8 protein-coding genes and 1 pseudogene are annotated in these 13,540 nt (G+C 51.4%); all 9 read left to right on the top strand.

Going from position 1 to position 13,540, the window contains the following annotated elements:
- Positions 1 to 70: 70 nt before the first annotated feature.
- Positions 71 to 640: a hypothetical protein gene (locus tag ACFSX3_RS23090; protein WP_209988922.1), complete on the top strand. Its 570-nt coding sequence runs from the start codon at positions 71 to 73 to the stop codon at positions 638 to 640.
- 188 nt (positions 641 to 828) lie between these two features.
- Positions 829 to 1,101, top strand: a complete 273-nt coding sequence (locus ACFSX3_RS23085) for a small, acid-soluble spore protein, alpha/beta type (RefSeq protein ID WP_209988919.1) — start codon at positions 829 to 831, stop codon at positions 1,099 to 1,101.
- 203 nt (positions 1,102 to 1,304) lie between these two features.
- The gene (gene metK / locus ACFSX3_RS23080) at positions 1,305 to 2,507 is read left to right on the top strand and encodes a methionine adenosyltransferase (protein ID WP_209988916.1); all 1,203 of its coding nucleotides are present in this window, start codon (positions 1,305 to 1,307) and stop codon (positions 2,505 to 2,507) included.
- A 218-nt stretch (positions 2,508 to 2,725) separates the two neighbouring features.
- Positions 2,726 to 6,757 (top strand): Ig-like domain-containing protein, encoded by a 4,032-nt coding sequence (locus ACFSX3_RS23075; RefSeq protein WP_209988913.1) that lies wholly within the window; start codon positions 2,726 to 2,728, stop codon positions 6,755 to 6,757.
- Between the two features lie 240 nt (positions 6,758 to 6,997).
- Positions 6,998 to 9,727, top strand: coding sequence for a stalk domain-containing protein (locus ACFSX3_RS23070; RefSeq protein WP_209988910.1), 2,730 nt, complete (start codon positions 6,998 to 7,000; stop codon positions 9,725 to 9,727).
- Between the two features lie 57 nt (positions 9,728 to 9,784).
- Entirely contained in the window at positions 9,785 to 10,942 is a 1,158-nt protein-coding gene (locus ACFSX3_RS23065; protein ID WP_036699270.1) for a sensor histidine kinase, read from the top strand.
- Between the two features lie 4 nt (positions 10,943 to 10,946).
- Positions 10,947 to 11,669, top strand: a complete 723-nt coding sequence (locus ACFSX3_RS23060) for a response regulator (protein ID WP_036699238.1) — start codon at positions 10,947 to 10,949, stop codon at positions 11,667 to 11,669.
- Between the two features lie 253 nt (positions 11,670 to 11,922).
- Positions 11,923 to 12,366: a hypothetical protein gene (locus ACFSX3_RS23055; RefSeq protein WP_209988907.1), complete on the top strand. Its 444-nt coding sequence runs from the start codon at positions 11,923 to 11,925 to the stop codon at positions 12,364 to 12,366.
- 93 nt (positions 12,367 to 12,459) lie between these two features.
- A pseudogene (locus ACFSX3_RS23050) lies at positions 12,460 to 13,540 on the top strand (hypothetical protein); the annotation flags it as partial.

The raw sequence follows: 13,540 nt of genomic DNA, 5'->3' as shown, positions 1-13,540 counted from the left end.
CAAAGAATAGCCTCTTCGGAGGCTATTCTTTTTTTATAGCCATTTATCCCGAAATGAGGAGGAATCACATTTGAAGACGGCTTGGAAAGTTACGATGTCGGCAGTGCTGCTGGCGGGTGGGCTGTGGGCAGGCTCCATGCTTAACTTAACGGCTGAAGGCGCCGGTGTCGGTTCACAGCCAGGAACGGCAGAGGACCCGGTAGTTACCAAGAGCTATGTGGACCAGCAGATTCAGAAGGCTTTGCAGGGTGGGACCCTAAGTCCGCCTACTCAGGCTCCGGCCGCTACAGCAACTAATGCACCGGCTGCAACCACAGCTCCTACCAAAGCGCCAGCTTCCGGGTCGGGTGATACAGGCAATACTGGCAATGCCAGTGAAATTGTTGATGTGAAGCCAGGCCAGACTCTTATTGCTGGAGCAGGTGCAGAATTCATTGTTCGTGCCGGCAAAGCGGTTATCTATTCCCAGGATGCTAATGGGGTAGCTGATTTGACGGATGGTGTCGATTTGGCGAATGGTGTCGCTGCGCCTACGAATCATCTGTTATCTTTCCCACGGGATGGCCGTGGAATCGCAGTTCAGAACGGTCAGACGATGAAAATCGTTGTTATGGTCCGTGGTGCATATACTCTGAAATAAACTACAACCTGATTTAAGTACTCTTCAATCGACATTTTTCTTTCTATATAAAGAATGCCCTATATTGGACCTCCATATACCCCGGAACTCATTCCCACAGCTGACAAACATTGCGCTGACTCAGGCCGTTCGAATTCGTACACAATACCACCTGTAATCTTAAAAAAATTCGCAGGAGGTGCTGTAACATGGCACGTACAAATCGCACAGTGGTACCAGAGAGCCGGGCAATGCTGAAACAAATGCAATATGAAATTGCTTCTGAATTCGGATTATATGGGGCTTCGTACGGCGGGGGAATGGATACGGAGTTTGCTTCTGAGTTGGGGACAATTGGCGGAGCAGGCGCATCTGGAGGAACTCCCTATCTGGGGCATCTAAGCTCTAGAGATAATGGATCTGTTGGCGGGGAAATCACAAAGAGGTTGATCAAACAGGCCGAGCAGTCTCTTTTCGCATAACTGGCTTCAATTGACAGCACCCGGTAAATAAGATAATATGACTTTTGAGGAAGGCCGTAGACCTTTTCCATTCGGAAAAGGTTCATTTTTTGAATAAAACAGGCATTGGCCATTATTATTCTACTACTTATATTTGGCCTGTTATCTACTAGGGAGCCCCCTTGAATACAGTGTCAGATCAACAATATGGGAGGTTGTTGTATATGTCGATCAAAGGGCGTCATCTGTTTACTTCTGAGTCCGTAACGGAGGGACACCCCGATAAAATCTGTGATCAGATATCCGACGCGGTACTAGATGCATTTCTTGCTAACGATCCTAATGCCCGTGTAGCTTGTGAGGTAGCTGTAGCAACAGGTCTTGTGCTTGTCATCGGGGAAATTAGCACTAAATCTGAATATGTGGATATTCCGGCAATCGTACGTAATACTATTAAGGAAATTGGCTATACCCGCGCGAAGTTTGGCTTTGATTATAATACTTGTGCTGTCCTTAGCTCCTTGAACGAGCAATCGGCAGACATTGCCCAGGGTGTAAACGCTGCTCTTGAGAATCGGGACCCTGCGTCATTAGATGAAGAGACTGCTAACATTGGTGCCGGTGACCAAGGTCTGATGTTCGGGTTCGCTACGAACGAGACGCCTGAGCTTATGCCGCTTCCGATTGCCCTGTCTCACCGGATTGCCCGGCGTCTGGCGGAGGTCCGTAAAGATGGAACTTTGAAATATCTGCGTCCGGATGGCAAAACCCAGGTTACGATTGAGTACCAGGGCGACAAGCCGGTGCGTGTGGATACTATCGTAGTATCTACTCAGCATGCAGAAGAAATTACCCTTGAGCAAATTCAGGCAGACATCAAAGAGCATGTCATTCTTCCGGTTGTTCCAGCTGAACTATTGGATGAAGCCACTAAATACTTCATCAATCCTACTGGCCGCTTTGTTATTGGTGGTCCTCAAGGAGATGCCGGTCTGACTGGACGTAAGATTATTGTGGATACATATGGCGGTTATGCCCGTCATGGCGGCGGAGCCTTCTCCGGTAAAGATCCGACCAAAGTAGACCGTTCTGCTGCCTATGCTGCCCGTTATGTAGCGAAGAATCTGGTCGCTGCCGGTCTTGCCGACAAGTGCGAGATTCAATTGGCGTATGCTATCGGTGTTGCTACCCCTGTATCGATCAATGTGGATACATATGGAACGGGTAAGATCAGTGAGGAGAAGCTGGTTCAGCTGATCAGCGATAACTTTGATCTTCGTCCGGCGGGAATCATCTCGATGCTGGATCTGCGTAAGCCTATCTATAGACAGACAGCAGCTTATGGACATTTTGGCCGTACAGATGTGGACCTTCCTTGGGAACGCCTGGATAAGGCGGATTTGTTAAAAGCCCAGGCGGGCGTTTAACAAGAAATAGTTGGCGCAACGAGCTAATATAATGCAAGCAAAGTATGCCCATATCGCAGTCCTCATGAAGAGGCTGCTGTGTGGGCTTTTTTTTGTGAAAAGAGTAAAACCGATGTGCCCTCAACCGTCATCTTCTAAACTTTGGAAGCCCTTTAGCCGAAATATAACAGTATACAAATACAAGAAGTGCTGGAAGGGCTGAAAGGGGTTTTTTAAGAATGAAAAAGAAATTAAGAATAGGGACGGCAATTATCATTGCAGGCAATCTGCTGCTTGGTCTGGGCAGTCCGGCTATCGGTATACATACATCAGCGGTATACGCCGCTTCGGAATTTGGAATCAGCATTTCTCCTGCGAATGGAGCTGCCTTTGTAAATGTCGGGGCTTCGCTGGGGCTTAGCTTTGACCGTCAGGTGATCCCGCAAGCCGGGAAAATCACCATTACAGATGTAAATGCCGAAACGGTATTTACCGAAATTGCAATCGGGAGTGCAGGACTGATCGGAAACTCGGCAAGCTATGAGATCAAGCTAGGCTCTAGCCTTAAATTCGCTCCCTACAAAACATATAGCGTAAGTGTGCCTAAGGGGCTGTTCAAGGATAGTGCAGGTAATGAATCAGCAGCAACAAGCTGGAAGTTCACGACAGCTCCAGAGGTGAATCCGGCGATTATAGCAAGCAGCATGTCTCCGGCCATCAATTCAAGGATAGAGGCTGCAAGCTTAACGGAGCTGAGTATACGCTTATCCGGAGTGCTTACAGCCGGGGGAGGCAGTGTCAGGCTGCTCTCGTCAGCAGATAACGCGGTTATACAGGAGTTTGCGATCAGGGATGGAGAAGCTGGGGTAGCCTTCCAGAGTGCAGATTCTTCCACAACGGTTACGCTGACGCTGGCTAATAAGCTTCCGTCCGGCGGGAATTATTATGTGCTTATCGATGGGTATGCATTCAAGGATGCCAATAATACAACCTATCAGGGGATAGCCAGCGGCAGCGGCTGGAGCTTTTCCACGATCGGCACGGGGACTATCTCTGCATCTACGGCTCCGGCTAACGCCTCTTTTGGTGCATCGGTTAGTGGAGCCCTTAAGCTGTACTTCGACCGCCCGATGAGTCCGGCTTCTGGAGTGATCTCAGTCTCTCCAGGTGCAGAAGGGGACCCTAGAACAAGATGGCTGAATGTCAATTCAACGAATGTTACCGGTGGGGGAAGTTCGGCAATTACACTGTTGCCAGCCTCCACAGCTTCACCGCTACTCAGCGGGACTTTATATACCGTTACTATACCGCAAGGGGCTTTTTATGATCAGGATGGTCATATCTTTCCGGCTTCAGGCCCATATTCCTGGACGTTCACGACAGCCTCACTGACAAGTCTGTCTGTAGCCGCGTTATCACCAGCGGACCGCAGTGAGTCGGTAGATATTTCCAAAACGATTGCGGTTAATTTCAACCGGGATGTTGTCTATAATAACACCGTCACGAACGGGGTTGTTCTATACAAAAGCAATGGCTCTAAAGTGGCAGTGACAGTCCAGCAGGGTGCCTCTGCCAAGGAATTTTTAATCAAGCCGTCCGCAGTGCTGGAATCGGATACGATCTATTATATCGACATTGCCAAAGGGACGTTCACGGACGCCGCTGACCCCAGTGTGCAGTATGAGGGATTAAGCGGTACCAAGTCCTGGAGCTTCCGCACGGTGGCCATAGACAAGACTCCCCCGGCGCTGACAAGCGCAGTGCTGGAGAACAACCGGACGATCCGCCTGAGGTATAATGAGACGCTTAATGCTTCAGTGGCTCTGCTGGCTTCCAGCTTCGGGGTAACCGTCAATGAGGAGACCCGGAATATTGAAAGTGCCTATATTCAAGGAGACAGTGTATTTGTAGTGATTAGCACAGGCATAGCTGTAGGCCAGAATGTAAAAATCAGCTATACCGGCGGTGTGCGGACGATTCAGGATACGAGCGGGAATGCTGCGCCTACCTTTTCTGGACAGCAGATCACCAATACTATAGAATCGGCGCTCCCTACGCCCAAAGAAGGCAGAATTACCGGCAGAACAGTGACACTGACCTTCAATGATACGCTCAAAACGGTCTCTCCATATGCATATGAACAGTTTGTGGTCACGACTGACGGGTATTCGCTTGGGGTGAATTCTATCAGTACCAGCGGCAACACCCTATATTTAAATGTAGGTTCTGAGGTAGGCAATTCGGAGTCGGTGCGGGTATCGTACTACGCCGGTTCGTATCCGCTGGTCAGCTCTCTGGGGCAAAATATTGCAAACTTCGCTGAGTTTAACATCCGTAATAGTAAGGATAATGTGCCGCCGGTGTTCCAGAATGCGACAGGAGCGGGCAATAAGATACTTTTGAATTATAACGAAGGTCTGTCTACGATTAATTTACCGATGAATAGCCAGTTCTCAGTACTGGTTGGCGGCAAACCAAACTATGTTACCAATGTATCGGTGAGTGGTACACAGGCTACATTGACCCTTCAAAATGCATTGCCGCTAAGCGGAACGGTGACGGTATCCTATGTTCCAGGTACTCTTGGACTTAGTGATCTGAATGGAAATCGTGCAGCCTATGTTGATCTTCAGCCAGTGTCTGTAACTTCAGCCACGGTAGTATCCGAGATCAGCATAGCTACAGTGAAAGGCACTGAACTTAATGTTACCTTTACCAAGAGCATGCAGTCATCTTCGAAATTGTATGCCAATCAGTTTGGGATTAAGGCGGATGGAAGCAGCATTGATGTTCAGGATTTCAGTCTGTCCGGCACTCTTTTAAAATTAAATCTCTCGCAAGCAGTAACGGCCGGGCAAAAGGTGGAGCTCTCTTATCTCTCCGGTGCGGGGATGATTACCGACACGAATGGTAACTCGCTTCCGTCCTTCAATTCATTGTCTGTTCAGAATCTGACCACTGGTGTAACCGGCAATGGAAGCCGCCCTTCTTATCTGGGAACTCTGCCTGCCAGTGAGTTTGGCAAGGAGTACGCGTTACTGAAGAGTGATTCTGCTCTTGCGGTTACAGATCTTTCGGTCTACAAACAAATGGTTAAAAGATATGATCTGAATGCAGAGCGTATGGCTGCCAGTTATCAATATCTGAAGCTTGCAGGTGCAGATGAGTTGGTATTCGAGGTTCCTTCTACAGAGAAGTCAGCGTATGTTACCGTTCCGTTAAAAGCTCTATCGGATGTTGCCGCAAGCAATAAGAATGCAAAACTGATCATCCGGTATGGAGATCATATGTATGGTGTAAAACTAAGCGATATTGATGTAAATTCGCTAATTGCTAGTTTGGGGACAGATATCAGTAAGGTCTCACTTGTTCTGCGTATGGAGAGTGTTCCAGGCGGAACGTTCTATTCGTTCGAACAAAAAATCGGAAGCCAGGCTATGCGTAACGTTACCGGTCTTATAGATTTACGTCTAACCGGTTCTATTAAAGATAACTATTCTAACGCCAAGGAGTTAAATGTAGCAGGACAATACACTGTCCGCAATGCTGCTGTACTGAACTCTGCACAAACGATGGCTGCCGGAGTAGATTCGACATACAATGATGCTATTTATTTGCCGGCCCAAATTGCTATAGTGGGCAGTAATAGCGTTGTTAGTGCACGCACGAATGGTAACCAGGTGGTGGGGGTGTTCATTTCCTTGCGTACCTTTGGAGATATGACCTCCCATTGGAGTAAGACTGCTGTAGCAGAGTTGGCCGCCAAAAATATCATCGATAGCAGCTATGGAACTGCGTTTAAGCCTGATCAGCCGATCACCCGCTCCGAGTTCGCAGTGATGCTCAGCCGGGGGCTAGGCCTACAGGCAGTACGCGGTGGAGCTTCTCAATTCAAGGATGTACGTCCCTTTACACAAACGAGTGACTTCATAGAAGCCGCCGCCAAAGCCGGCATCATCAACGGCAATACGGATGGGACCTTCCGTTCGGAGGATAAGATTACCCGTGAGCAAATGGCGATTATGATGGTAAGGGCTCTGGAGTATACGGGGCAACCGGTAACACTGAGTGCATCGGTTATAGATACGCTCAGCCCGTTCAAGGACCGGTCGAAAATTCTAAGTCAGAGTATTGAATTTGTAGCCAAGGCAGTTAAGGCGGGAATTATTCAAGGTGTCAGCACCACGCAATTCCAGCCGCAAGGCAATGCTACCCGAGGGCAGGCGGCGGTCATGCTGCAGCGGATGCTGAAGACAGCAGGATATTTGTAAAAATAAGGGAATTGTATAGTTAAGCAGAGCATCCGGTCTATGGCCGGGTGCTTTTTTGGCATGCCATGACCGCCCCAGTGTGACTCCGCCCAGCCGGTAAAACCTGCTAGTTCTCTCCAATTTTCGCAACTTTTCGCGCTGAATTCAGTCTATTAAAGGTATAGTCTATTACTATGAACTGATATTCAGGTCTTGATAGCGAGGTAGAAGAGTACAAATAGATGGGAGAGTTACACTGAAATGAATGAGCTTGACATGGGGAAAAAGAGTACAGAGCAAACACGGGGAAATCAATGGTCGCCTGCTAAAAAATGGATCGCTGCATCCCTGGCGGGTGTAATCTGGATCATGCCGGTTGTCGGAAGTGAGGGTGCCGGATGGTTGGGCGCAGGCCCTGCGCCGGTAGCACAAGCAGCAGCGTCCTTCTCGGCGACAAAACTGAGTGAAGAGGTTGTTACTTCCGGTGCGATGATGATGAAATATAAATTTACCACGGTGCGTTCCGGTAAGAGTGCGACAGGACTGGCCAGCGTCATTCGTGTCGATCTGAATAATCCTTATGTCTCTCTAGATGTAATGACCGGCAAAGGCGGGAATCTGACGACACGGCAGAGCACCGGGGGAATGGCGGCGGAGACAGGAGCAGTCGCGGCGGTGAACGGGGATTACTTCAATACCGGCGGAGAAGGTGCACCGATTGGCGGTCAGGTATCCGGCGGAGTGCTGGTGTCTACTCCTTCACAGCTGAACGGAATGTACGCTTTTGCAGTAACCAAGGACCGTAAACCTATCATTGATGAATATACGTTTGAGGGGATGCTGACCGCAGAGGATGGTTCCCAGTTCCCGCTGTCCGGCGTCAACAAAGGGGCCTACAATCCCGAAGGCGGCAGCTCCACTTACAGTCATGCTAATGCTGCTTATATCTATACAGATGCCTGGACAGCGCTGGAGCGGCCTAAGGGCAGCTCTACTACACCAACGGAGGTGCTGGTAGAGAATGATACGATTACCCAGATCTCGCTGGATTCAGCTCTGCCGGTGACCGTACCCAAAGGGGCCTATATTCTACGGACGCACGGGCTGGCAGCGCAGTTTGTTAAGGCTCATCTGGTAGTAGGACAGAAGCTGAACAGTACCTATGTGCTCCGCTCCAAAACCACCCAGCAGCAGCTTGATCCTTCCACGCTGCAGATGATGATCGGGGGGCATACGATTCTGGTCAATAACGGCAAGGCGTCGTCGTTCTCGCGCTCCACAAGCAGCATTGGCGGGTACCGGGCGCGTACAGCACTGGGTTATTCCCAGGATGGCAGGTATGTATATGTCATTGCAGCCGAGAAAAACAGCAATAGTGCGGGTCTGTCACTGACAGAGCTGCAATCCTTCATGACGAATATCGGGGTGTGGAAAGGGATTAATCTGGACGGAGGGGGCTCTACAACGATGGTAGACCGCCCGCTGGCTGAAACCTCGACTACACTTACCTTCAATACCGAATACGGCAAGGAGCAGCGCACAATCGTTAACGGCGTAGGGGTATATACTTCTGCTCCGCAAGGTGAAGTGAAAGGGATCAAGATCAGCGGAAGTTCGGTGCTGTTAATCGGACAAAAGGCCACATACTCCCTGAAGGGCTATGATACGTATTACAATCCGGTGGATGTAGCGGCAGCTAACCCGGCCTGGACCGCCAGCGGCGGCAGTGTGACTGTGAATGCGGGCGAAGCCACGGCAGTCAAGCCAGGAACCGTGAAGCTGAAGGCGACCAGCGGAACAGCGAGTGCCGAGACCGAGGTCACCGTTCTGGGCGGAGAAGACTTGTCCAGCCTGATTGCCGGTACAGCAACTGCACCGCTGCAAGCCGGGGCCACTGTATCGGTTCCGGTTAGCGCAGTGTCGAAGAGCGGAGCAACGATAGCTGTTCCGGCAACCGCACTGAAGTGGGAGTTTATCGGCTTCAAGGGAAGTGTGGGGGACGGCAAGCTTAAGGTGGAGGCGGTCGATCCTGGCGTAACTACCGGATATGCGATTGCCCGCTATGACGGCTTCAGCACGGCGGTTGTTTTGTCTACTGCAGCTGCCACGGCGTGGGAGGATTTCGAGAATGCCAATTATCCGTTCACGTTCACTACCAATGCGGCAGGCGTCACTGGAACAGCAGCAGTAGTTGCGGGCAGCGCAGAGCGTGCAGGCTCGAAGGTCTTATCGCTTAGCTATGATATGAGTGCAGGCACCGGCAAAATGTACGCATACGCCCAGTTCAACGGTACAACAGGCAAGGATATTCCGGCGGCGGCAACCTCAATGTCAGTCGATGTGATGGGGGACATGAGCCTGAACTGGATGCGTGCCGAGCTGACGGATGCCAGCGGAAAGACGGCCTATATTGATCTGGCGAAAGTCATCGACTGGAACGGCTGGAAGACGCTTAATATCGATCTGTCCGGCTCAGGGATTAAATTCCCAGCTTCCCTTAAGAGACTTTACGTGGTAAATGTAGAAGAAGGCCAGGATGAGCGGGCCAAGACAGGGACAGTGGCCTTTGATAATATTTCCTTTGTGATGCCATCGCTTTCCAGTGAGGCGGGACTGCCCAAAGGGACAGCGGCGATGAGCATTGGAGGCAAGGCGATGACGGTTAACGGCACCAAGCGGCCGATTGATGTCGCACCGATCGTGAAGGACGGCAGTACGTATGTGCCGATAAAATATGTTCTGGACGCGTTCGGCGGCAATGCAGTCTGGGATGCGAAGACCAAGAAGATTATGGTCCTTCGCGGCGCCAAGGCGCTGGATCTGACCGTGAACAAGAAGGAATTCGTGCTGAACGGGAAGCGGCAGAGTGCTGAAGTAGCACCTATGATCCTAAATGCCAGGACTTTAGTACCGCTTCGACTCGTGACAGAACAGCTTGGACTGACTGTAAAATGGGAACAGAACACTAAGACCGTAACTATCGAATCGTGATATGTTAGTATAAAGGAAAGCCTTTAATACGATTCGATAGAAATGGGGCAAGCATCCGTGGAATTTCAAGCCGATGCGATAGATCGGGTGATTAAAAACACCATCGACGTGATGGAGAGCAGCAAGTATCAGATATTCGAAATATTGCAGGTGGCACGGGATGAGCTTGCTGCACTCAACAAAGAACTGCAGCGGGTCATGGAAGAAACGGATGAAACATTGCAAAAGGTAGACAAGCTGGAGCAACAATACCACCGCTCCCGAATCCGGCTGACAGAGGTCAGCCGGGATTTTGTCCGCTACACGGAGAAGGACATACGGATTGCCTATGAGAAGGCGACAGAACTGCAGCTTGAGCTGATGATGACCAGGGAGAGGGAGGCTTATCTGCGGAACAGACGCGATGAACTGCAAATGCGGGTTCGCAGTGTCGAAAATTCTGTAGAACGTGCCGAATCGATTGGTTCGCAAATGAGCGTTGTCCTGGAATATCTGTCTGGAGAACTAGGTCAAGTGACGCGAATTGTCGAATCTGCGAAGAACCGTCAGATGATCGGACTCAAAATAATCCTGGCTCAGGAAGAGGAACGGAAAAGAATTGCCCGGGAAATTCATGACGGTCCTGCTCAAATGCTGGCGAATCTAGTCCTAAGGACGGAAATTGTAGAAAGAATGCTGGTAAAGCAGGAATTTGGGCTGGTACAAGCCGAAGTAATAGACTTAAAGGGGCAGGTAAGATACAGCCTGGAAGAAATGCGCAAGGTTATTTTCAACCTGCGTCCGATGGCGCTTGATGATTTGGGGCTGATTCCGACTCTGCGGAAGTACGTGCATGATTATGAGGAGAAGACGAAGATCCGAACCTCTTTTGAAACCAGGGGGAAGGAGCACCGTTTGTCCTCAGCGATGGAAGCGGCGGTATACCGGCTGGTGCAGGAGGGTCTGTCCAATGCGGCGAAGCACGCTTATCCGAGCTACGTACTGGTGGAGATTACTTATCAGGCTCAATTGATCAAGATTGTCGTGAAAGACAATGGCTTAGGCTTCAATGTAAAAAAAATCAGTGAACAAGCCAACCGGGAAAGCTTCGGTCTGGTGGGTATGCGCGAACGCGTGGAATTGCTGGAGGGAAGAATGGAAATACAGTCAGCCGAGAACCAGGGCACAACAATCGTAATTCACATTCCGACGAATGTGGAAAAGGGAAAGGAGTAATGTGATGGAGAACCAAAACTCTGGCAAAGCGCCCATTAAAGTTCTTTTGGCCGATGATCATCAATTGTTTCGTGAAGGGCTCAAGCGTATTTTGAATATGGAGGATGACATCGAGGTCATTGGCGAATGCGGTGACGGCATCCAGGTGCTTGAATTCTGCAACGGCAACAAGCCGGATATCGTGCTGATGGATATCAATATGCCCATTGAGAACGGCGTGGAGGCTACGCAAAAGCTGCGTGAAATGTTCCCGGATGTCAAAGTGATTATCCTCTCGATTCATGACGATGAAAGCTATGTATTTGAGACGCTGCGCAAGGGGGCGAACGGATACCTGCTGAAGGATATGGAAGCTGAGTCGCTGATTAATGCGATCCGCTCTGTATGCGAGGGGCATGCTTTTATCCATCCGAAGGTGACCGGCAAGCTGATTAATCAGCTGCGGCGCATGACGTATCTTAACGAGACTGGCGCTATGGCCGAGACGGCCGTGAAGGAAGCCGGTGTCAAATTCGTCGCAGGCGACAACAATCCGCTGACCCGCCGTGAGGCAGAGGTGCTGCGCTTGATGGCAGAGGGCAAGAGTAACAAGATGATCGGGGAGTATCTGTTTATCAGTGAGAAGACGGTCAAAAACCATGTCAGCAGTATTCTGCAAAAGATGGAAGTGGACGACCGCACGCAGGCTGTAATTAATTCTATCAAATATGGCTGGGTAACTTTATAGCTTCCTCTCATAAACTTTTAACTGAGCGTTTTGGAGAATCCTAATGATCCTATAAAACGGTACATAACTTGTATGCAGCCAGGTGCTGCAGCCATAGTATTGTTTCAGTCCGCACTCTATTCGAATTTTGCAAAATGCTAACTTAAATACGTACCCTAAGTTGAACTGGCGGGAAATGTTCCCGCGCTAGTGGGCTGTCACCGTCCTTTTATCACCGGCATATAGTGTGGGTATAAGAGGGAGGTGCATCTTCATGATCGCCCAGTTAATCTGGATTATCTCTATTTATGCATCCGCAGCAGCCCTTGTTCAACTCCTGCATCATCGGGAAGAGACCCGGGCAGCAGCACGGACTGGTAAGCGGCTTCACTATATTCTGATTACCCGTAATCATGAGGCCGTGGTGGAGTGGTATCTCAGGGTCTTTGCAGTTCATGCTTGCTGGATCGGCAGGCCCCTGCAGGTTACCTTGGTGGATGACGGTTCAGAGGACAGGACTATGGCGGTAGCCTCACGGATGGCTTATCACAACTCAGCTATTGAATTTGCGCCTGCGGTGCCGTTCTTCGGTCTCGCGGACAGGGTAGAGCTCCAGCAGGGGGTTACAGTGGACCTGCGGGTTCAGGAGCCGCAGTTGCCGCTGCGGATGATGCGGCTGCCGGGAAGCAGGAGATCCCCATCCAAGCACGGCGAATGACAGCTAAATATGTAAGTTACGGGTGAAGCACACTCTCCAGGAATGGGGCGGTGTGCTTTTTTGTGTGCTCAAAAAGATAAGGGGGCGATGGGATTGAAGGTGGCTGTGTATGTGGCGGCACAGGGCGGAGAGTGGCAGGCCCGGATATCGCTTAATCTGGCGGTGGATGAATTATGGTGGGCGGGTGAGGCGGAGGGGCTTGGGCGATGGGGAATGGTGGACTGGGAAAATGAAGCGGCAGAACGAAAAGGTCAGCGGGTAGACTGGGAAAGCCAAACGGCGGAGCGGAAAGGTCAGCAGGCAGAACGAAAAAGCCAATCGGGAGACCGGGTTGTTCTACTCTCCCGGTCGCTGCCGTTAGGCTGGGCGGTGAAGCTGGCAGCGGCCTGCCGGTTCACCGACCAGATGCAGCACTGGGATGAGGCAGCCTGGAGGAAATACGCCTCAGCCCACTTGAAGACGGAGATTCGGGCGGAGCAAGCGGCTGGAGGGGAGCGGGGAGTGGGCTGGCCCTTCGAGGAGGCGGCGGTGTATAGGCTGCCGGAAGACAGGGGATGGAGCGGTCGTGGGGGGAGAGTGGTTGGAGGATGGAATGGGGAGCGAAAGGCGGGGGTAAGTGAGTGGAAGGATGAAGAGGGGCGTGGCTGGGCGAGAGAGCGAGAGAATGAACGGGATACGAGAGGAAATTGGTGGGAGAGTACGCAGATGGGTAGGCAGGGGAAGGAGTGGATGAATGAACAGGGGAGTAGGAGGGAGGGGTGGCGAGGAAACGAACAGGTCAGCTTACGAAGGAGTGCGATGGAGATGCTTGTAGCGGGAGCTGACCGGCTGGTTGCGGCGCTGGACGGGCGTTCTCTGCTTCAGGGTGAAGCAGAGGCACTGGTGTCCGAGCAGCTCCCGGAGCTGGCCGAGAATTGGCGGGCTGCGGCGCAGCTCGCCTATCTCCAGGGACGGCTGCGCCTTACGGCCGCCGTCCTGGGCCCTGCGGGCGCCGCGCGGCTGGGCCTGCGCCGCCGCGAAGCACTGCGCTGCCTGCGCTGCGGCAGCGTGCCCACGGGCCGCACGGCCTGTGCCGCGTGCGGCCTTGCCGGCTGCGCCTATTGCGAGGCCTGCCTCGCACTGGGGCGCAGCCGGGCTTGCGCGCTGCTGCTGCGCAGCGCACCGCTGCCGGCCG

It is taken from the genome of Paenibacillus rhizoplanae, from assembly GCF_042684125.1.
Lineage (GTDB): Bacteria > Bacillota > Bacilli > Paenibacillales > Paenibacillaceae > Paenibacillus_AQ > Paenibacillus_AQ rhizoplanae.
The sequence above is the reverse complement of the archived record's forward strand: the minus strand, read 5'-3'. Positions and strand labels throughout refer to the sequence as shown.